Source organism: Acinetobacter sp. COS3 (assembly GCF_000475335.1).
Classification (GTDB): domain Bacteria; phylum Pseudomonadota; class Gammaproteobacteria; order Pseudomonadales; family Moraxellaceae; genus Acinetobacter; species Acinetobacter venetianus.
In genome coordinates, this window is the sequence record NZ_AXCD01000015.1 from 1 (window position 1) to 21,674 (window position 21,674).

Consider the following 21,674-nt stretch of genomic DNA (forward strand, 5'->3'; position numbering starts at 1 on the left):
TCTTCGGCTACATTATACGAAATAATGTAACTCAACTGGCATTTGTAGCTTCACATCTACAACTACGTACTTCATTCCTTTATCAGCCGAGTATTTAGAAAAATAAAGTTTCTAGTTTTTAGAAACCTTCACATATGCAGGATTTGTATCAGTTTCAGTGTATTATGAGACAAGATCTATCATTTAATTCACTCAAGTATGTCAAATCCGCTGTCTGGGAATACTCAAGTTGGCACAGTATCTTCTTTTTCCGAGCTTATAGAAACAAGTTTTCATGGAGATATGAATGCTATTTGCTGGTCAAGATACTTGGTTGGTGATTTTCAAGAAATTGTTAATAAACTTGATTTAAAAGAAGATATTACTGAAGTTTCTGAGGAAGATCTTTTAGAATTACAGCTTTCAGAAGATGGTAATTTAGCGAGAGAAATTATTTTAAAAGATATACATTATCTTACTGATTTTGGAGCCTCTCCTTCTTTAAATTTACTCAAATGTTACGAACGTGATAACGAGTTAGATTTCATTTCTACTGATGTATATTCATACCATATTGATCGATCACCAATAGAAACAGACACTTTTTTATGCACTTATTACGGTGCTGCAAGCGATATTATTCCTAATAGTCAGGTTCAACAAAAAGTTTGTATACCTGAGATTAGAAATAAACTTAAGGCATTATATGATGGTCCTGAAACTGAATTTGAAAACTTTCTAGAGGAAAATTTTTTTGATTTGCATTATCAGCCTAAACCAGATGCAAAACCGATAAATTTAGGTCTAGGAAATCTTTGGCGGTTGGCTGTTGATCATCCTACTCAACACGTATTACCTTGTGTTCATAGAGCGCCCGTAGAAAATGAGGGTGAATATAGGCTGCTGTTGATTTGTTAGAGATTAGAGGTAACTCAGAGATTGTTTGCTTGATTACAAATAATATTTTAACAATATAAACAATTGTTTAAACAACTTCTGTCTGTCCAACTTGATGATAAGCACGATTAAAGTAAACTAGGCTTTGATCATGAAGACTCTGTTTTATCGCTACAATCCGACACATAAAAATACTATGTGTTCCAATTTCTTGAATTTGATCAATTTCACAATCAAAACTTACTAAAGCATCATCTAAAACTGGCGCACCAGTTTCTAATTCAGTCCAAATACCATGTTTAAATCGTTCTTCTGGGCTTAATCTTGAAGAAAATACTTTAGACATATGTTCATGGTGAGCGGCTAACACATTAACGGTGAGTATTTTATTATCGACAAAGTGAACATGTGAGCTAGAAGCAAGATTCATACACACCAATAATGTTGGAGGTGTATCTGTCACGCTGCACACAGCGGATGCAGTGAAACCGTAACGACCAGACATGCCTGCAGTAGTCACAACACTTACTGCACTTGTTAACAAAGACATTGCATTTCTAAAGTCAGTTGCTTCAATCATCACATTGTTCCTAAATTGAATCGTATCTTTTTCAAATTTAGCGATACGATTACTTCATGTTACATCATTTAAATAAGCGCTATTAAAGCTTATTTTGTCTAAGTTATGCATAGAGTTAAGCATTTGATTATATGTATCAAATACTTAACTATTTACGCACTTAGAGGTTAAGTTAATTGCCCAATAGCTCTTTACGGACAATCTCTGCACCAGCACTCAAGGCATTTAATTTACCTCTCGCAACGTCACGAGACAACGGCGCCATGCCACAGTTTGTACAAGGATAAAGCTTATCCGCATCTACAAATTGAAGTGCTTTTCTCAAAGTATTTGCAACTTCTTCTGGTGTTTCAATAGTATTGGTTGCTACATCAATCGCCCCAACCATCACCTTTTTACCTCGGATGAGTTCAAGTAGATCGATTGGTACGCGTGAATTGTGACATTCTAACGAGATCAGGTCGATATTAGATTGTTGTAGCTTCGGAAAAGCTTCTTCATATTGACGCCATTCAGAACCAAGAGTTTTCTTCCAATCTGTATTAGCTTTGATACCATAACCATAGCAAATATGAACCGCAGTTTCACACTTTAGGCCTTCAATCGCTCTTTCTAAAGTTGCGATTCCCCAATCGTTCACTTCATCAAAGAACACGTTAAATGCTGGCTCATCAAACTGGATAATATCAACACCAGCAGCTTCTAATTCACGAGCCTCCTGATTCAGGATCTTCGCAAATTCCCAAGCTAGTTTTTCACGACTCTTATAGTGACCATCATACAGCGTGTCAATCATAGTCATAGGCCCAGGAAGCGCCCATTTAATCGGTTGATTGGTTTGTTGACGTAAAAACTTAGCATCTTCAACAAAAACAGGCTTTTGGCGAGATACATCACCTACAACTGATGGAACGCTAGCATCATAACGATTACGGATTCTTACAGTTTCGCGCTTTTCAAAGTCTACACCATTGAGATGTTCAATAAAGGTCGTAACAAAATGCTGACGGGTTTGCTCACCATCGCTAACAATATCAATACCAGCATGTAATTGCTCTTGTAATGACAAACGTAGTGCATCTTGTTTGCCTTCAATCAACTGCTCTCCTTCTAATTTCCAAGGAGACCAAAGTTTTTCAGGTTCAGCTAACCAAGATGGTTTTGGTAAGCTGCCAGCAGTTGAAGTCGGTAATAATCGTTTCATAATAAAAATCTTGTCTATACTAAGTTATACAACAGCGTAATTTGCAGCCCATTGATCAAGGATATTTTGATACCGTTTGATGAACTGCTCTTCTGTAAATTTGCCTTGCTTAACAGCCAATTGGCTACGCTCTTCACGGTCGTAAACAATTCGTGTTAATGAGTAATCTTGATGTTTCAAGCTTGGTTGATAACATTTACCTGCTGGAGAATTTGCATTGTAGATCTCTGGACGGTAAATCTTCTGGAAGCTTTCCATTGTGCTAATGGTGCTGATCAATTCAAGATCGGTATAATCATTGAGCAAATCACCACGGAAATAAAATGCTAAAGGTGCAACACTATTTGCAGGCATGAAATAGCGCACTTCTAAGCCCATTTTTGCAAAATACTCATCTGTTAATGAATATGCATCTTGCTCATATTCGACACCGAGTATCGGGTGTTGGTTTGCAGTTCGATGATAAGTCTTCGTTGTTGAAACGCTGAGACAAATAACAGGTGCTTTATTAAAGTTGTTGCTATAAGTTTCTGAGTTTACAAATGATTGGAAAATCTTACCGTGTAGCTCGCCATAATTTTCAGGCGTGCTAAATGTCGCTTGATCTTTGTTATGCTCTAGCAGTAATACGCTAAAATCATAATCACGAACATAAGATGAAAAATTATTGCCAACGATACCATCGATGCGTTTATTGGTTTTTCGATCAAGAATATTTGTTTTTAATATTTCGATTGTCGGGAATGTCTCACCCTTGCCTTCTACATCTATATCTACTGAAATAATTTCAAGCTCAAGTGCATAACGATCAGCATTTGGGTTGTCCCAATGTGCTAACGAATTGAAACGGTTATTAATCATTTGTAGTGTATTGCGCAAGTTTTCTTGACGACTTGCCCCTCTCGCTAAATTAGCGAAGTTTGTTGTGATACGCGTATTGTTTGACGGATGATAGTTTTCATCGAAACAAATGCTTTTTATCGTAAATGCAAATTCTTTACTCATTTTGATCTACTACCTAATGTTTGAGAGATAACTTAAATTTCTTGTTGTAATTTATACCCGAATCAATACATGAATAAAAATGATATTGTCTCAGTCAAAGATGAATGAAATTCATGATGTGAAATTTATTAATAGAACGTGAAAAGTAGAGTATTTTTTTAATTGATTTATGGAAGATAAGTTATGAGCAAAGAATGATTATTTTCTACGACGATTTATAACTAGAATTTTTTATTGTGAATGAGATAGTTTTTAAAGCCATTAAAACTCATTTTATTTTAACGGCTTAATTTTCTAGTTTAGTTGGTCTTTAGAATTGGTCCAGATGTCTGTGCATCGGAATCATGCCAAACACTTTCATTTTGGTGTTTAGGATCTCCTTCTAGCTTGAAAGTAATAAAGCCTTGTTTAAATATTAATCCACCATCACTCGTTTTGGCTTTTACCTCCTGCCCGTTGACCCAAACCTTTTGATTATGATCAACGTGAATTTTTGCTACTGTTTGGCCTGTATTTGAATTTTTTGCAGTCCAAATTCCAGTATAAGAGTTTGTATTTATTACTGTATTATTTAAAAATCCAGCTTTTGCATTTTCTGCTTTAGATTTATTGATGTCACAACCCTGCATCTCAGAAACTTGTGTACATCCAGAGCGCTCAAGTTTAGCTCTGTATTTCGCATCAATTGCATAGGCTGGATTTATCATGCATAACGTAGTTAAACCGATAGACGTTGTTAAGATAATTTTCTTCATTGTATAGATACCTTTTAGAGTTATTTGTGATGTGATCTTTTTAAATTGATTATGTTATTTGCTTTGCGCGATTTGATTTTAACATCCCTTCACTCATAAATAATGAATATCTTACTTTAAGGGTTTTTTTAAGTTTCTTATGGATACAAAAAAACTGTCTGAGCGAAACACTCAGACAGTTTTAAACAGATTAAAGTTGAGTTTTTTAGAAGTTAACAGTCCAAGATAGTTGAGCTGTTCTCGGTGCGCCGAGGAATAAATAATCATCGCCAAAGAAGCTACCAGCATCACGCCAGTATTTTTTATTAAAAAGATTATCTACATTGAGTCTTAACGTGTTTTCATAGCCATAAGCATTGAAGTTGTAAGCTGCACCAGCATCAAAGACACTATAACCAGAAACTTTTACTGTTCCTGTCTTATTGGCATATTTACTACTACTGTATCGCATCCCCGCTAATAGACGTAAGCCTTCAAACTGCGGAACTTGATAAGAAAGATGCGTGGCAAAGCGTACTTTAGGTACATTTTGTGTTTGATGACCTTGATAGTTTATTACGTCTAAGTCTTTCAAACGCGAACGTGTCAATGCCAGCGTCGAGCTAATATCTAAGTTTTGACCTACACGCCCTTGTAGACCTAATTCTAAACCAAGATTATTTTGCTTCCCTTCTGAGACAAAATCACCCATCGTATTGGTATATTGATGATCTTGTCTTAGGTCAAATAATGCCGCAGTGAAGAGCAAAGACTGCCATTCTTGTTTTACGCCTAATTCAAATTGTTTAGAACGGAGTGGTGCTAAGGTTGCGTATGCATTATTTGCAAACCATGGCGCTTGGGCGCCATCACTTAAACCTTTGGCGTAGGAAGCATATAGATGAGTGTGTTCCCAAGGCTGATACATCATGGCGAACTGTGGTAAGAAGCGATTTAAATCCGTGTCTCGAATAGTACTACCCTCCGCATCAAATGCTTTTTCATTTAAATGCAACAGTTTTCCACCTACTAGCATAGACCATTCGCGATTAAAGTCGATTTGATCAAGTAGGTTCAAAGCAGTTTGTTGACTATCTAATGATTTATAGCGATTACCTAAAGCAACATCTGTAGGACTGTAATTCACCGTATTGGTATAAATATTTCCTGTGCCAACCAGTTCATTGATCGGATCATGTTGTGCATGGCGCTTATAACTATTCGTTAAATCGAGACTAAGTGTATGCTGCACAGTGCCAGTATTAAATTTACCGTTTAAACCCGCCTTGAACTGATTAGTGAGATAGCTATCATCTGGGCTACGGAAATCATAAATATCGTAGTTACCCTTTTGATCAAAGGTATTGCCTAAACCTGTAAATTCACAAATCTCACTATAACAACCCCACGGGAATGCTGAATAGTCATCAACGACCACACGGCTTTGCGAAGCAGATAAGTTTGCTATCCAGCTATCATTGATTTTATAAAGATATTTGAGGTTAGCATTTAAACTTTCATTGGTAACTGGTTTACTCCAACTTTGATGACCAAGTAAGCGATCCCATTCGACACCAGTAGGAACAGTTTTTCCATCAAGTAGTTGATAACCCGGAACTGAGCGCTGACGTTGGCGTTGTGACTCAATATCAAACTCTAATTTAGAGCGATCAGAAAGATTCCAATCAAAAGCAATCGAACCGAATAAACGTTGCCCATTTGCATGTTCTACATATGGATGAATTTCTTCTTTCGCGATATTTACACGATAACCAAACTGTTGATTTTGTCCGAAGAAGCCACCTAGATCTGTTGCAACACGATAACCACCCTGACTATCTGTTTCTAAAGTGAGAGCACGAATCTCTTTAGGACGTTTAGTAACATAGTTTACAACACCAGCTGGTGTAGACATACCGCTCTGAATCGCACTAATCCCTTTTAAAATTTCAACTTGTTCTTTATTTTCAAGGGCGACGTTTTGTTCACCACGAATTAAGTTCCCATTCAATAAATAGCTTGAACCAGCATTTAAGGCAAAACCACGCATCATGAAATTTGAATAGTAGCCAATCGGTGCATAGCCATCACCTACTGCTGCATCATTTTTCACGATGTCAGTTAATGTTTTGGCATGTTGATCAGCAATTTGTGTTGCTGTAATCGTGTTGATTGATGCTGGAATTTCAGCAAGATTTTGTTGAGTAAATCCTGATAAATTCACTGTGGGTGCATAATAAGCGGATTGTGAGGCTTGAGCAGTGAGTTTGATGGTTTCGAGCTGTTGAATATCATTTTCAGCTTCAGCATGTGCCGCAATTGAGCTAAGTCCCAAGCAAGAAAATGAACCAACAGCCAACAGTGCTTTTTGTAAATGAGAAAATGAAAATGGATATATATTCACAGTAGTCGCCTAACCCCAAAAGAAAATCATATAGCTTGAATTTTTCGGGCATGAGTATTCACAATTTTTGTTATTTGAACAAGCATCTTCTATGACATATTTCAGCGATGTAGATCTTCAATCTCGCCATGATTTAGCTATATATTGAAGATTTTTTGCTTAATCAATGAAGGATTCTATATTTTTGTTTTGTATGTAGCTGATTTTTCATAGGTTTCCTGTCATTTTATAATCTCGCTAATGCCTATTTCACAGTTAAAACGATATACAAGTACCTCAGCTGTGATTAATATTTTTCCGATAAAGCAATAGTCTGACAATTACAAAGCATGCTAATATTTTTTAAATTGACAATTCATCATGTCAAAAAATAAAAGGAATTGGTTATGCTAAAAATGCAACAGATTAAAATCATCCAAGAATTTAATGCACCTGTAGAAAAAGTTTTTGCTGTTCTGAGCGAACATGAAAATTTAAATAAGCTTTTCGCTCCAGCAAAAGTAACGCGTTTGAGTGATGGCAAAGATGCTCGAAACGGCGTTGGCTCTGCTCGCAAGCTTTCTATTCCACTAGCGCCTTCATTTGTCGAAACCAATTTGGTTTATATAGAAAATGAACTGATCGAATATGCTATTACGAGTGGTATTTCACCAATCAAAGCACATCGCGGTATAATGAAATTTAGTGATCTTGGAAATAATCGTAGTCGTTTGGACTATACGATTAGCTTTAAAGGTCGTGTGCCATTTATTGGTCCAATTATCAAATTGGCATTACAAAATGGTGTGAGCCGTGGACTAAAAAAACTAAAAGTGTAAGTTTTTCTAAAGAAAGATAAATTTCTCTAATCTTTTAAACCAACTCCCATAATTACTGATTGTGGGAGTTTTTATTTGCTGTATAGATCAACTTTTCTTTGAAAATTAATTTCTAAAATAACATTCAGTTCAATTTTACGATAAATTAGACATATTCAATAATTTAATTAGGAAAAGCGATGACTCTTAAGCAGCTAAAGGCATTTTTAGCACTCGCACGTACTTTAAATTATGCCAATGCTTCGCTTGAACTGCACTTGAGTCAGTCCGCTTTGAGCTTAAGTATAAAAAGTCTAGAAGATGAATTGGGCGGAAAGCTCTTTAATCGTAATACACGCCGTGTAGAACTCACACAAGAAGGAAAATCACTCATTCCTTATGCTAAAAAGCTGTTGGCAAATTGGGATGAAATGGAAAATGACGTTAAACAACGGTTTAAACTGAATCGTGGAACGCTGAGTATCGCATCCATGCCTTTTGTAACCCATGCGATTTTACCAGAAGTTATCCATGCTTTTTTGATACAACATCCCAATCTTAATTTCTCCATCCATGACATTCCAAATGAAACAATCATTGAAAAAGTTCAGGATGGTATTTTTGAAATAGGTATTTGTTTTGAGCCTGATTTGAGTGAGGGTTTAGAGTTTAAAGCGCTATTTGAAGAAGACTTCTTAGCGTTGCTACCGAAGTCGCATCCTCTCGCTAGTTCGAGCGCTATTACTTGGCAACAGCTTTTTTCTAATCCATTAGTTACCTTACAAAAGCCTTCGATTGTTCGTTATTTAATCGAGCAGAACTGCCTGAGAAATGAGATGAAATTTGATCTGAAAGTAGAATGTCATCAAATCTCTTCTTTATCGAGTTTTGTGGCACATGGTATCGGGGTAAGTGCGATCCCTCGACATTTTGCCAAACACATCGATCAACAGCAGAATGTTTTGCTTGAGCTTGAATCAGAAACGATCCATAAAACAGTGGGTATTGTTTATAAAAAGAATTTTGAGATGTCGAATATTTCAGAGCAATTCATAGATGCCTTACTACAGCATAAATTTTAAAAATTAAATTATTTTTCCGATGATTTTTAGGGTACCCAGTTTAATTTAATTTTTATCTATATAAATCAAATTTTTATTTAATTGTTTTCTACATGGTATTTCATTTAAAACTATCATTTATTAATTTTCCTCATTAATCCTTTAAAAAAATCAACTTCTACATCAAAAAGCGAAGTGCTAATAATAAAAATGCTAAGGGATAAAAGGAAAACAACAGAATGAATAAAGTTTATAGCAATGCAGAGGATGCCCTCAAAGGGATTGTTTTCGATCATCAGACACTTGCTGTTGGCGGTTTTGGATTGTGTGGAATACCAGAAAAACTGATAACCGCAGTAAAGCAAAGTGGTGTCAAAGGACTTACATGTATTTCTAACAATGCTGGCGTTGATGATTTCGGTTTAGGTATTTTACTACAAACTAGACAGATCAAAAAAATGATCTCCTCTTATGTTGGTGAAAACAAAGAGTTTGAACGCCAGTATCTCAATGGTGAGCTAGAAGTTGAACTTACTCCACAAGGAACTTTGGCTGAAAAGCTACGCGCTGGCGGTGCGGGTATTCCTGCTTTTTATACTCAAACAGGTGTTGGTACCTTGATTGCTGAAGGCAAAGAACAGCGATCTTTTCATGGCAAAAATTATATTTTAGAAGAATCACTCACAGCTGATGTGGCATTGGTTAAAGCTTACAAAGCAGATAAAGCAGGTAATTTGATTTTCCGAAAAACGGCCAAAAACTTCAATCCTGAATGTGCTATGGCTGGCAAGATCACCATCGCAGAAGTTGAACAAATTGTTGAAATCGGTGAGCTAGATCCAGATGAAATTCATTTGCCAGGAATTTATGTCAATCGCATTATTTTGAATGCAACCCCAGAAAAGCGTATTGAACAAAAAACATTAAGCATGGAGGCGGTATAAATGGCTTGGTCTCGTAATGAAATGGCACAACGTGCCGCACAAGAACTCGAAGATGGTTTTTATGTCAACCTTGGAATTGGCTTACCTACCCTTGTTGCTAACTATATTCCAAAAGATATGAATGTTTGGCTTCAATCAGAAAATGGTTTACTTGGTATTGGAGAGTTTCCAACTGAAGCAACATTAGATGCAGATCTCATCAATGCTGGAAAACAGACGATTACTGCGCGTGCAGGTGCTGCATTTTTCTCTAGCTCAGAATCTTTTGCCATGATTCGTGGTGGTCATGTGAATATTGCAATTTTGGGTGCAATGGAAGTCTCTGAACAAGGCGATTTGGCCAATTGGATGATTCCAGGCAAAAAAGTAAAAGGTATGGGCGGCGCAATGGATTTAGTCGTTGGCGTGCAAAAAGTTGTGGTGTTGATGGAACACTGCGCTAAGGATGGAACAGCTAAAATTGTGAAAAATTGCAGTTTACCGCTTACTGGGCAAGCAGTAGTCCATCGAATTATTAGTGATTTAGGCGTGATGGATATTACGGCACAAGGTGTTGAACTGATTGAACTTGCCAAAGATGTCAGCTTAGAGCAAATAAAAGCCGCTACAGGTGTGCCATTAATTTTTAATAAATCATTAGTTGCTTAATTTTGTTATGACATTGCTCTAGTTTTTCTAGAGCTTTTTTAAGTCTATAAGTTATTTAAAGAGAATATAAACATGAGTTCAATTGTGATTGTATCTGGTAGCCGTACTGCAATGGGCGGTTTTCAAGGTAGCTTGTCATCTTTAACTGCGCCTGAGTTAGGTGCAGCTGTGATTCGAGAATCTGTTCAGAGAGCAGGTATTGCACCTGATCAAGTGAATGAAGTGATTTTGGGTTGTGTATTGAGTGCAGGGATTGGACAAGGCCCTGCTCGTCAAGCAATGCGTAAAGCTGGATTGCCAGATCATGTTGGTGCTGTAACGATCAATAAACTTTGTGGTTCTGCAATGAAAGCGGTATTGATGGCATCTGATACATTAAAAGCTGGCAGCGCAAATATTGTGATTGCGGGTGGTATGGAATCTATGACCAATGCGCCGTATATCTTACCCAAAGCGCGCGGCGGTTATCGTATGGGGCATGGTGAGATCAAAGATCATATGTTTTTAGATGGTCTTGAGGATGCTGAAACAGGCCGTCTAATGGGTTCTTTTGCACAGGATATGGCAAATACCAAAGGTTTCACCCGTGAACAAATGGATAATTTTGCAATTTCTTCGCTCAAGAAGGCTCAGACAGCAATTACGGAAGGATATTTTAAAAGCGAAATCGTTCCAGTCGAAATTAAAACACGTAAAGGTACAGAAGTTATTGATCAAGATGAGCAGCCATTAAAAGCGAATCTCGACAAGATACCAACCTTACGACCTGCTTTTAGCAAAGATGGTACGATTACAGCAGCCAATTCGAGTTCGATTTCGGATGGTGCAGCAGCTTTAGTGCTTACGACAGAAGATTATGCTCAAGCAAAGAATTTGGGTGTTCTTGCAAAAATCGTAGCAACATCAAGTCATTCACAACATCCAAGTGAGTTCACTGTTGCCCCTATTGGCGCGATTCAAAAAGTACTTGATCGTGCTGGTTGGTCTGTGGATGAGGTTGATCTTTGGGAAATTAATGAAGCCTTTGCGATGGTTGCAATGGCGCCTATTTATGAACTAGGAATTGATGAAGCGAAAGTGAATATTCATGGTGGTGCATGTGCTTTAGGTCATCCAATCGGTGCGACAGGCTCCCGAATTATTCTTTCATTGATCTATGCATTAAAACGTTTAGGCAAGAAGAAAGGTGTTGCTGCGTTGTGTATCGGCGGCGGTGAAGCAACGGCTGTTGCGATTGAAATTTAAATATTTAAAATCTGAAATTAGAAAAAGCATTCATTTATGAATGCTTTTTTTTGTTTTGCTGAGTTGGAATTTAAAATTGAATAATAAAATCATATCTATATTGTATTATTGCTTATATAGCTAAAAAGCCCATCAAATATTTAATGGGCTTTTTATTCTTCTTTTAAAGAACTAAATTTTGCTAATTAGATTAAGCATTACTCGACTCACTTAGGCTTACTTTTATTTGTTCCACTTGATGTTCTGGTTCATCAAACTTATGACGCTTTAAGCTTAAAATCGCAAAGATTGCAATCATGGCTGGAATAGCAATCATCACAAAATTCATTGTATGTGGAAGGTTTAAGGTCAGTAACATGCCTGTTAAAATTGGCCCGACAATTGCACCGATCCGTCCAACACCTGAAGCACAACCAATGCCTGTTGAGCGGACGCTAAGTGGATAAAACTGAGCAACATAACTATAAAGTAGAATTGAAGTACCGATAGTTGCAGCACCAGCCACAGTAACTAAACCATATAAAACATAAGCTGGTGAGTTAAATCCTAAGCCAACGAGCGCCACAACGCCTGCCATTAGCATTCCCATAATGACGGGTTTTAAATGGAATTTATCAGAAAGAATACCACCACCAATTGAACCGATCATTGCTCCGACATTGAGAGCAAGTAAGAACAAAATACTCTTGCCAAGTGAATAGCCTGCCGCAAGCATCAGTTTTGGCAACCAACTACTTAATGCATAAACCATCAATAAGCACATAAAGAACAATACCCAGAACATCAGTGTATTGAATGCACGTCCTTGCTGGAACAGACCTTTGACAGAGCTGCCTGTTGGGACGTTATCATCATTTAAAGTTAAGCGAGTGCTGCTGGTAATAGTTTGTTCTGGTGAAATTTTTTGAATAATACGATGTGCTTGTTCAGTCTTTCCTGTTTTAACCAAGAAGGTCAAAGATTCAGGAAGAAATTTCCAAATCACTGGTAATAAAAGTAAAGGAATACCTGCAATCAAAAACATGATTTGCCATCCTTGACTTTCGACTAGATAACTACCGATAAGTGCAGAAAGAATTCCACCAATTGCATAGCCACTAAACATTGTGCCGACTAAAGTACTGCGTATGCGTTTGGGTGCGTATTCAGAAGTTAGCGCAACAAGGTTTGGCATCACTCCCCCAATACCTAAACCTGCTAAAAACCGTAAAATACCAAACTCGAAAGGACTTGATGCAAATGCACCTAAAAATGTAAAACCGCTAAAGAATGTCACGCAAATTAATATGACATTTTTTCGGCCGATTTTATCTGCCAATGCGCCAAATAGCATGGCACCGAACATCATGCCACAGAGTGCGGTACTGGCCAACATTCCCGCTTGAACCGAGCTTAATGACCACTCTTGCATCAATAACGGTAATACCACACCGTAAATGACGAGATCATAACCATCAAAAATAATAATTAATAAGCACCAGAGTAAAATCGTCCAGTGAAATGGGGTAAATTTTGCTTGATCAATTACTGCATTTACATTAACTGTTGTCATTCTTCATCTCCTCAATGAGATAATTTCCTAATCATTATTTAAAACGACATAATGCACCTTAAAGAAAAAACATATTATTCAAGGTCTTACTTATATTAAAAATCATAGCTCGCCATCATATTGATGCGGTTATCTGTCCCTGAGCGGCCATCAAATGTTTCACGTTCGCCGTAGACATATTCCATACCCAGCGTAATTGGCTTATACGGGTTGTACATGGCATTAATCCAACCTTGCCAAAGCTCTTTGTTTTGGTTTGGATTATCTTTTTGGATACGAGCAAAGTCGTTATTGTCTTTAGCTTTCATATAGCCGTAGCCCAATGTTGAGCGAAGCTGAGAGTTAAATTGATGTGTAATACCCGTTGAAATTGAGTCAAACTCATTGGTTTGAATATTATTTTTGTCATCAATTGCATAGCCACTATTGGTCCACATCAGGAAACGTCCATCACCTTTGACGTGGTAGTAGTCTGCTTTTAAGAATGTGTTTGGATTGAGCTGATATTTACCTCCTAAACCTACACCCCATGCCCATTCATTGTCATTACTGGTTTTTTTCTCAGCAACAAAACTACGTCCCGATAGCATCGAGCCATTGTCAAATTTGTGATTCACACGTCCAACAAATGCGGGTAAGCGCATTTCATTGTCGGGGTCAGATGTTGCTGTATATTTTGGATCTTCAACCGCTAGTGCAAAACTGGTATTTTCTGAGAGTTTATCGCTATAACGAACCAATGGAGAACGTTGTAAAGCACCACCCACATAAGTCGCTGCATCAATGGTTTCAGGATAATATTCAGGTGCAATAAACGTTGACCATGTTTGACCAATTAACCATTTATCTAAGGTCAAATATGCATGGCGAATACGAAATTGATCACGGGATGACCCACCGAAGAAATCCATTTCTAATTTTCCACCTACGTCCCCTAGAGCAGATGGCGTTTTAAAATTCAAACCAAAACGTGTCACACTCACTGTAGTGTGCAAGCGGTCTTTTTGTTGAGACTCTTCAGGTGTACCCTCTAGTGGAACACCACTGATATTGTTATACATACTCGATGCACCTTGAGCTTGATATGAGGCATCGGCACGAATGTAACCATACAAATTGACTTCAGCACCTGATTTTGTACTGAGTTTAGGCGTAAATGGTTGAACCGTTTGTGGCATAGTCGTACTTGGTGTTGAGGGTGCTGCCGCTGTCTGTACAGGCGTAGATTGTTGTACATACTGTTGCAACATCGCTCTTAGCTCTTTCACCTCTTGGCGTAGCTGTTCTATTTCAGCACTTTCAGAAGCTGCATATGTAGGTGACATGACAGTCACTACGGATAGAGCCAAAACACTTTTCTGTACCGTTAAAATGAAATTTTTCATTTAAATAAACTTCCTTCTTTCCTGATCATTAAGTTCTTTTAAGATCGTTATTTGTTTGCTTTGTATCCTTTGCAGTCATACCTAACCGCATTGCATTTCTTGTTTTTAATCTCAACACATTGATTTATCTGTGATTCACCTCCTATTTAATTTGAATTTTCACTTTTCGCAGGCAGAAGAAGTTCGCAGTGGCAAATATGAGCCACTGTCAATCAAACGCTTGGTAAAAAGTTACAAGTTAAATTTTAGTATTAATGTTTTATTCCATGATGGGTTAAAGCCACATTTTTAGAATCTTGCATCACTAAAGCATTCGATTGCTTTTTGTGTGCGATGAATCCTTGATACATCAAAATCTGACTATAGGAATACACATGCTCAAAGCCTGTTTTGAGTAATAATTGCTGATATTCATCAAAACGAACGGTTGAAAAATCTTGATGTAGACGCTCAATCATTTTCTGGCACTGGGTTGATGTCAGTCCATTGTGCTGACACAAATGTTGTAGCGCCTGAAATTGTTGCGAATCGGTACAAGTCATCAAGTCATAGCTCATTAAAAGTCCGCTGTCTTTCAGACGATTATAAATCTCTTGAAAGAAAGCCTTTTTTGAGTCATCAGCAATAAAATGTGCGACAAGAATTGAAAGTGCTGCATCAAAACAAGCTTGATCGGCTAAAGCTGAGGTTTCACCATGTACAAATGAGACTTGATCAGATTTTCCTATGTCTGAAACAAGTTTTTGCGCTTTTTGTAGCATGGTTGCTGATGGATCGACCGCAGTGAACATCCAATCAGGGTGTTTCTTAAGTAGATATTCCAGTTCGTAACCTGTACCACAACCCACAATCAAGATATGTGCTTTTGGGGGTAAAACTGACTGTAAAATAGCATCCACTTGTTGATGGAGCATTTCATAACCCGGGATTAATTTACGGATATGCTGATCATATTCATCGACTACTTTCGAGCTATTAAAATCTTTTGCCATTTTTATCTACCTGTGTTCAAGCTATTTCAATACATTCTTTCAATAGTTTATTTGTTTTCCTAGTCAAACACGGTCGCCGTTAAGTTCAATTCAGCACGCATGATTTCCTGTAACTTAAACTTTTGTGCTTTGCCGGACGCAGTCATTGGAAACTCGCTAAAAAATTTAACGTAACGTGGCACTTTATTATGTGAAATGTGGTCTTTACAGAAGCTACGAATACTCTCTTCATCGCTCTGATGATGCTCATGTAAAATGATGCAAGCACATAATTCTTCACCATAACGAAGATCAGGTAGTCCGATCACTTGGACATCGCTAATATCGGGATGGGTATATAAGAAATCCTCGATTTCCTTCGGAAAGAGATTTTCACCACCACGAATCACGACATCTTTGATTCGTCCTTTGATTTTAACGAAGCCTTCAGCATCCATTTCTGCAATATCACCCGTGTGCATCCAACCTGCTGCGTCTATCACTTCACGAGTCTTTTCTTCTTCACCCCAATAGCCAGCCATAACTGAATAACCACGCACACATAATTCGCCTAAAGTACCTGTCGGGACAATTTGCCCTTCAAGGTCAACAATTTTGACTTCAACATGTGGGTGTACACGACCTACAGTACTTACACGCTTATCAATGGTATCGTTGACAGAACTTTGAGCACTAACAGGCGAAGTTTCTGTCATTCCATAACAAATTGTAATTTCAGACATATGCATACGCTCGATCACACGTTGCATGATTTCACGTGGACAAGGACTACCTGCCATAATGCCTGTACGTAAACTTGATAAATCAAATTCACTGAATTGTTCATGTTCTAATGTTGCGATAAACATCGTCGGTACGCCGTAAGCAGCTGTACAACGTTCTTCGTGAATGGTTTTTAATGTATCTAATGGATTAAACACGGCTGATGGATATACCATTGTCGCGCCATGTGTAATACATGCTAGATTCCCCATTACCATGCCAAAGCAATGAAATAATGGCACAGAAATACAGACTTTATCTTTAGACGTTAGGCGAATGCCCTCACCGACAAAATATCCATTATTTAGAATATTATGATGCGTCAACATGGTTCCTTTCGGATTGCCTGTTGTACCAGAAGTGAATTGGATATTAATGGTTTCATCGAATTGTAGTTGTTGGCTTGCAAGATCGAGTTGATCAAGTTGATCGGCAGTTGGTGGTGTGACCAGATCACTAAAACGATGAATCCCTGTATGTTGCTGTTCATCAATTTTGATAACAAATTTTAAGAATGGCAGACGCTCAGCATGAATGATCTTATCCGTACAAAAGCTAATTTCTGGCGCAATTCTAGTGAGAAGTTCCTGATAATTTGTTGTTTTGAATTGAGATGCGATAATTAAGCCCTTACAAGAGACTTTATTGAGCACATATTCAAGTTCATGGCTTTTATAGGCTGGATTGAGATTAACTAAAACAATCCCTGCTTTAAATGCCGCAAATTGGGTGACAGTCCATTCCACACAGTTTGGTGACCAAATTGCCAGCCGATCACCCTTTTTGAGGCCGAGTTTCAGCAGACTACAGGCAAATGCCTCAACTTCCTGCTGTAATTCTCTATATGTTAACCGTCTGTTCTGATGTGAACTTACAATCGCTTCTTGATCAGCATATTGCTGACAAGCCTGATCAAATTTTTCTCCAATCGTCATCCCTAATAAGGGCTGCGAACTTGTTCCAGAGGCATAGCTTAACCGTACGTGTTGCATTGAATCATTCTCCTTGATTCTTTTTAATTCTGTTCTTACATCATCTAATTGTTGTAACTGCAACTACTCTTCAAACTGCCTATTCTGTGGTTTTAATTGTTGCTTATGCCTGCTTTCTCCTTACGGCATCTACACAAAAATCAGCAATCTGTTTTGAAAAATAGTCTTTATGTTGCTGATCAAACTTTGTGTTTTGAGCTGGGTCTAAAGGTTCAACCACAACGAAAGTCATGGCACCAACTACACATAGCGCTGTAGTGTTCAAATCCTCTAAAACAAACTCACCACTCGCATTTCCATCAGCAAGTATTTTAATAACACTCTGTTTAATCAACTGCTTAACACGAAAACGCTCATGCTCGACCGTTGAATCAACGGGTTCAAACATCAGTGAATATGCAAGCTGGGGACTATTCAGTGCCCGTTTTACAAAAGTTGCTACCGCTTTATGCAATTTCTGTTCGGCTGTCAGATCACTTTCCGTAATCGCATCAATTACCAGTAGTTCGGTATTGATGGCTTCGGATAGAACTTCGATCAGCACCTGACTTTTATTGTCAAAGTAGCGATAAACCAACCCACTCGAAACGCCTGCTTGCTCAGCAATCGTTTGAATTTGTGCGTCTTTAAACCCTCCTTCTGAAATTAGATTTCGAGCAGAACTTAAAATCGCCTTACGATTCTGTTCCATTCTTTCTTGCATTAAAGATGATCGTTTATAGCTCATGAAATTTATTCTCTAACAAATAAAGTGAATTGTAAATCAATTTATGAATCTCTATTCACTTTTTTAAAAATTCATTGTATGGTACTTCATAAGCACACACAAGAATGCTTATGGAACAACAAATATAACCAATGGGATGAACACAATGAACCTACGTAGCTTGAATTTTGGTCTGGATGAAACACTAATTGCCCTTCAAGATTCAGTTGCGGCATTTTGTGCAAAAGAAATTGCACCGATTGCTCAACAAGTTGATCAAGATAATCACTTTCCTGCACATCTGTGGAAAAAGTTTGGAGATATGGGCTTATTGGGCCTAACAGTTTCTGAAGAATATGGTGGTACAAATTTAGGTTATCTTGCGCATATTATTGTTTTGCAAGAAATCTCTCGCGCTTCAGCAGCAATCGGTCTGTCCTACGGTGCACATTCAAACTTATGTATCAACCAAATTAACCGTAATGGTAGTGAACAACAAAAACAAAAATATTTACCTAAGTTAGTTTCAGGTGATTTTGTCGGCGCGTTGGCTATGTCTGAACCAAATGCGGGTTCAGATGTGGTGAGTATGAAATTACGCGCTGAACAAAAAGGTGATCATTTTGTTCTTAATGGTTCAAAGATGTGGATTACCAACGGCGGTGATGCAGATGTTTTGGTGGTGTATGCCAAAACTGACCCTCATGCTGGCGCTAAAGGTATGACGGCTTTCTTAATTGAAAAAGATATGAAAGGTTTTAGTCATGGTAAGCATTTAGACAAGCTCGGTATGCGCGGTTCAAATACCTTCCCTCTATTTTTCGATAATGTTGAAGTACCAATTGAGAATGTACTCGGTGGAGTAGGCAACGGTGCAAAAGTTTTAATGAGTGGGTTGGATTATGAGCGTGCCGTATTAAGTGCTGGCCCTTTAGGCATTATGGATGCCTGTTTAGATGTTGTTATCCCCTACATTCATCAACGTGAACAATTTGGTCAGGCTTTAGGTGAGTTCCAGTTGATGCAAGGAAAGCTTGCAGATATGTACTCCACTTGGTTGGCTTGTAAAGCACTTGTATATGCTGTTGGTGCAGCCTGTGATAAGGCCGATCATGATCGGAGTCTGCGTAAAGATGCTGCAAGTGCCATTTTATACGCTGCTGAGAAAGCAACATGGATGGCAGGTGAAGCAATTCAGACCTTAGGTGGAAATGGTTATATCAATGAATTCCCTACAGGTCGTTTATGGCGTGATGCAAAACTTTATGAAATTGGTGCGGGAACATCTGAAATTCGCCGTATGTTAATCGGTCGTGAACTGTTTAATGAAACCAAATAATAACGACAAATAAGGATGCATCTGATGAACCAATTACAAAGCAAAATTAATGTAAGAAGCGAAGACTTCAAAGTAAATCAACAAACCATGAACGCCTTGGTTTCAGATTTAAAACAGGTTGCACAATCCATTTCCCTTGGTGGTGGTGAAAATGCGCGTCAGAAACATTTGGCGCGTGGCAAACTGTTACCTCGTGATCGTATTGACCAACTTATAGATGTAGGTACTGCCTTTTTAGAAATTGGTCAGTTAGCGGCGTATAAGGTTTATGAAGATGATATTCCTGCTGCGGGTGTTGTCGCAGGGATTGGTCAAGTCAATGGAGTAACTTGCATGATCGTTGCCAATGATGCAACGGTCAAAGGTGGAACCTATTATCCACTGACAGTTAAAAAGCATTTACGTGCCCAAGAGATTGCGGAACAAAACCACTTACCTTGTATTTATCTGGTGGATTCTGGTGGCGCATATTTACCTATGCAAGATCAAGTTTTCCCTGATCGTGATCATTTCGGGCGTATTTTTTACAACCAAGCCCGTATGTCGAGTCAAGGGATTGCACAAATTGCAGTGGTCATGGGAAGTTGTACTGCTGGTGGTGCTTATGTGCCTGCGATGTCAGATGAAACCATTATTGTTCGAAACCAAGGTACGATTTTCTTAGGTGGTCCTCCTCTCGTTAAAGCTGCGACGGGGGAAGTCGTGAGCAGTGAGGATTTAGGTGGTGGTGATGTTCATACTCGCCTTTCAGGGGTCGCTGATCATCTTGCTGAAAATGATGAACATGCAATTGCAATTGCTCGTAACATCGTTGCGAATCTAAATAAAAAGCCGAATGATCTAAGTAAACAAATTGATGAGCCATTATTCGATGCCAAAGAGTTATATGGCGTTGTTCCAAGTGATGCACGAAAACCTTTTGATGTTCGTGAAGTGATTGCTCGTATCGTTGATGGTTCTCGTTTTGATGAATTTAAGGCGCGTTTTGGGTCAACGTTGGTCACGGGTTTTGCATCCCTGTATGGTATGCCTGTTGGAATTATTGCCAATAATGGCATTCTATTTTCTGAATCCGCGCAGAAAGGTGCTCACTTTATTGAACTTTGTACTCAGCGCAATATTCCTTTGCTATTTATCCAAAATATCACGGGTTTTATGGTGGGTCGTCAGTATGAAAATGAAGGCATTGCCAAACATGGCGCGAAGTTAGTGATGGCTGTTGCAACAGCTAATGTTCCAAAATTAACGCTGATTATTGGTGGTTCTTTTGGTGCAGGTAACTATGGAATGTGTGGACGTGCTTATTCACCACGCTTTTTATGGACTTGGCCAAACTCTCGTATTTCAGTGATGGGTGGCGAGCAAGCAGCCAGCGTACTTTCAACTTTGAAACGTGATCAGATCGAACAAAAAGGTGCAGAATGGTCTGCACAGGAAGAAGATCAGTTCAAACAGCCAATCCGTGATCAGTACGAACAACAAGGTCATCCTTATTATGCTTCTGCGCGTTTATGGGATGATGGTGTAATCGATCCTGCTCAAACTCGTCATGTTTTGGGTTTAAGTCTTGCAGCTGCATTGAATGCACCTATTCAACCAACAAAATTCGGCGTGTTCCGTATGTAAGAGGTCTGTATGAGCTATCAATTTTTACAACTCGAACAACAGGATCAGGTTGCCTATATCTGGCTTAATCGACCAGAACTACACAATGCTTTTAATACAGTTGTGATAGAGGAGCTTCATGCTTGCTTTAACACATTAAATAACCGTAATGATATTCGCGTCGTGGTTTTAGCTGGCCGTGGTAAAAGTTTTTCCGCAGGCGCTGACTTGAATTGGATGAAGCAAGCGGGTCAAGCTTCTTCAGCAGAAAATGAAGCTGATGCATTGAAATTGGCAGAGATGCTTCATGCATTGGCCACTTTAAAGCAGCCCACAATCGCTCGTGTACATGGTGTTGCCTTTGGCGGTGGAATGGGTTTGGCATCGGCATGTGATATTTGTATCGCGAGTCATGAAGCAAAATTTGCAACGTCTGAAGTTCGACTGGGTTTAGCTCCATCGACTATTAGTCCTTACGTGATTCGTGCAATTGGAGAGCGACAAGCTTCACGCTATTTTCTAACTGCTGAGCGTATTTCTGCAATCGAAGCCAAACAAATTGGCTTAGCACATGAAGTAACGGGTGCTGAACATTTAGACCAGAAAGTTCAAGATGTGATTGATGCGTTATTGCTCGGTGGCCCACATGCCCAAACAGCATCTAAACAGTTGATTCATATGGTGAGTAAGCAACCGATGAGTGATGTATTGCTACAACAAACTGCACATCATATTGCACAAGTCCGTCAGGGTGCTGAAGCGAAAGAAGGTTTAAATGCCTTTTTAAATAAGCAGCAGTCTGCATGGGTTTCTAATTCTAAATAACAACAATTAAGGACAATC

The 21,674-nt window shown here is 38.4% G+C and carries 18 protein-coding genes and 1 pseudogene; 9 read left to right on the top strand and 10 right to left on the bottom strand.

The window, feature by feature from the left end; translation table 11 throughout:
- Nucleotides 1-198: 198 nt before the first annotated feature.
- Complete coding sequence (locus IO68_RS24880; protein WP_023013290.1) at nucleotides 199-897, top strand: hypothetical protein; 699 nt, start codon at nucleotides 199-201, stop codon at nucleotides 895-897.
- Nucleotides 898-964: 67 nt separating this feature from the next.
- Here IO68_RS24880 and IO68_RS24885 read toward each other — a convergent pair whose 3' ends face one another.
- The 5 genes from IO68_RS24885 to IO68_RS24905 all read right to left on the bottom strand — a co-directional run bounded on the left by IO68_RS24885 (nucleotide 965) and on the right by IO68_RS24905 (nucleotide 6,803).
- Nucleotides 965-1,456 carry a flavin reductase gene (locus IO68_RS24885; RefSeq protein ID WP_004879477.1) on the bottom strand — a complete coding sequence of 164 codons (492 nt, stop codon included), beginning with the start codon at nucleotides 1,454-1,456 and terminating at the stop codon, nucleotides 965-967.
- A 172-nt stretch (nucleotides 1,457-1,628) separates the two neighbouring features.
- On the bottom strand, nucleotides 1,629-2,660 hold the full coding sequence (locus IO68_RS24890; protein ID WP_004879480.1) for a methionine synthase: 1,032 nt from the start codon (nucleotides 2,658-2,660) through the stop codon (nucleotides 1,629-1,631).
- Between the two features lie 24 nt (nucleotides 2,661-2,684).
- The gene (locus IO68_RS24895; protein WP_023013291.1) at nucleotides 2,685-3,665 is read right to left on the bottom strand and encodes a DUF1852 domain-containing protein; all 981 of its coding nucleotides are present in this window, start codon (nucleotides 3,663-3,665) and stop codon (nucleotides 2,685-2,687) included.
- A gap of 299 nt (nucleotides 3,666-3,964) precedes the next feature.
- Complete coding sequence (locus IO68_RS24900) at nucleotides 3,965-4,420, bottom strand: hypothetical protein (RefSeq protein ID WP_004879483.1); 456 nt, start codon at nucleotides 4,418-4,420, stop codon at nucleotides 3,965-3,967.
- A 205-nt stretch (nucleotides 4,421-4,625) separates the two neighbouring features.
- On the bottom strand, nucleotides 4,626-6,803 hold the full coding sequence (locus IO68_RS24905; protein ID WP_023013292.1) for a TonB-dependent siderophore receptor: 2,178 nt from the start codon (nucleotides 6,801-6,803) through the stop codon (nucleotides 4,626-4,628).
- Between the two features lie 386 nt (nucleotides 6,804-7,189).
- Between IO68_RS24905 and IO68_RS24910 the strand changes: the two genes are divergently transcribed.
- The 5 genes from IO68_RS24910 to IO68_RS24930 all read left to right on the top strand — a co-directional run bounded on the left by IO68_RS24910 (nucleotide 7,190) and on the right by IO68_RS24930 (nucleotide 11,498).
- The gene (locus IO68_RS24910; protein WP_023013293.1) at nucleotides 7,190-7,621 is read left to right on the top strand and encodes an SRPBCC family protein; all 432 of its coding nucleotides are present in this window, start codon (nucleotides 7,190-7,192) and stop codon (nucleotides 7,619-7,621) included.
- Nucleotides 7,622-7,800: 179 nt separating this feature from the next.
- A complete protein-coding gene (locus IO68_RS24915; protein WP_023013294.1) occupies nucleotides 7,801-8,682 on the top strand; it encodes a LysR family transcriptional regulator in 882 nt (293 codons plus the stop codon).
- A 218-nt stretch (nucleotides 8,683-8,900) separates the two neighbouring features.
- Entirely contained in the window at nucleotides 8,901-9,605 is a 705-nt protein-coding gene (locus IO68_RS24920; RefSeq protein ID WP_023013295.1) for a CoA transferase subunit A, read from the top strand.
- Entirely contained in the window at nucleotides 9,606-10,253 is a 648-nt protein-coding gene (locus IO68_RS24925) for a 3-oxoacid CoA-transferase subunit B (protein WP_004879489.1), read from the top strand. It begins immediately after the preceding gene.
- A 72-nt stretch (nucleotides 10,254-10,325) separates the two neighbouring features.
- Nucleotides 10,326-11,498: a thiolase family protein gene (locus IO68_RS24930; RefSeq protein WP_023013296.1), complete on the top strand. Its 1,173-nt coding sequence runs from the start codon at nucleotides 10,326-10,328 to the stop codon at nucleotides 11,496-11,498.
- Between the two features lie 190 nt (nucleotides 11,499-11,688).
- Here the strand turns inward: IO68_RS24930 and IO68_RS24935 are convergent, their stop codons facing one another.
- The 5 genes from IO68_RS24935 to IO68_RS24955 form a co-directional block, all read right to left on the bottom strand.
- A complete protein-coding gene (locus IO68_RS24935; RefSeq protein WP_023013297.1) occupies nucleotides 11,689-13,050 on the bottom strand; it encodes an MFS transporter in 1,362 nt (453 codons plus the stop codon).
- A gap of 95 nt (nucleotides 13,051-13,145) precedes the next feature.
- Nucleotides 13,146-14,435 (bottom strand): DcaP family trimeric outer membrane transporter, encoded by a 1,290-nt coding sequence (locus IO68_RS24940; RefSeq protein WP_019384594.1) that lies wholly within the window; start codon nucleotides 14,433-14,435, stop codon nucleotides 13,146-13,148.
- A 251-nt stretch (nucleotides 14,436-14,686) separates the two neighbouring features.
- Nucleotides 14,687-15,427: a class I SAM-dependent methyltransferase gene (locus IO68_RS24945; RefSeq protein WP_023013298.1), complete on the bottom strand. Its 741-nt coding sequence runs from the start codon at nucleotides 15,425-15,427 to the stop codon at nucleotides 14,687-14,689.
- Between the two features lie 59 nt (nucleotides 15,428-15,486).
- Nucleotides 15,487-17,181 (bottom strand): AMP-binding protein, encoded by a 1,695-nt coding sequence (locus tag IO68_RS24950; protein WP_004879562.1) that lies wholly within the window; start codon nucleotides 17,179-17,181, stop codon nucleotides 15,487-15,489.
- 103 nt (nucleotides 17,182-17,284) lie between these two features.
- Nucleotides 17,285-17,908, bottom strand: coding sequence for a TetR/AcrR family transcriptional regulator (locus IO68_RS24955; RefSeq protein ID WP_023013299.1), 624 nt, complete (start codon nucleotides 17,906-17,908; stop codon nucleotides 17,285-17,287).
- A 145-nt stretch (nucleotides 17,909-18,053) separates the two neighbouring features.
- Between IO68_RS24955 and IO68_RS24960 the strand changes: the two genes are divergently transcribed.
- From IO68_RS24960 to IO68_RS24970, 3 genes and pseudogenes are all read left to right on the top strand, one after another.
- Nucleotides 18,054-19,226, top strand: a complete 1,173-nt coding sequence (locus tag IO68_RS24960) for an isovaleryl-CoA dehydrogenase (protein WP_004879566.1) — start codon at nucleotides 18,054-18,056, stop codon at nucleotides 19,224-19,226.
- A 24-nt stretch (nucleotides 19,227-19,250) separates the two neighbouring features.
- On the top strand, nucleotides 19,251-20,852 hold the full coding sequence (locus tag IO68_RS24965) for a carboxyl transferase domain-containing protein (protein WP_023013300.1): 1,602 nt from the start codon (nucleotides 19,251-19,253) through the stop codon (nucleotides 20,850-20,852).
- A 9-nt stretch (nucleotides 20,853-20,861) separates the two neighbouring features.
- Nucleotides 20,862-21,666 (top strand): annotated as a pseudogene (locus IO68_RS24970) (enoyl-CoA hydratase/isomerase family protein).
- The last annotated feature ends 8 nt before the right edge of the window (nucleotides 21,667-21,674 follow it).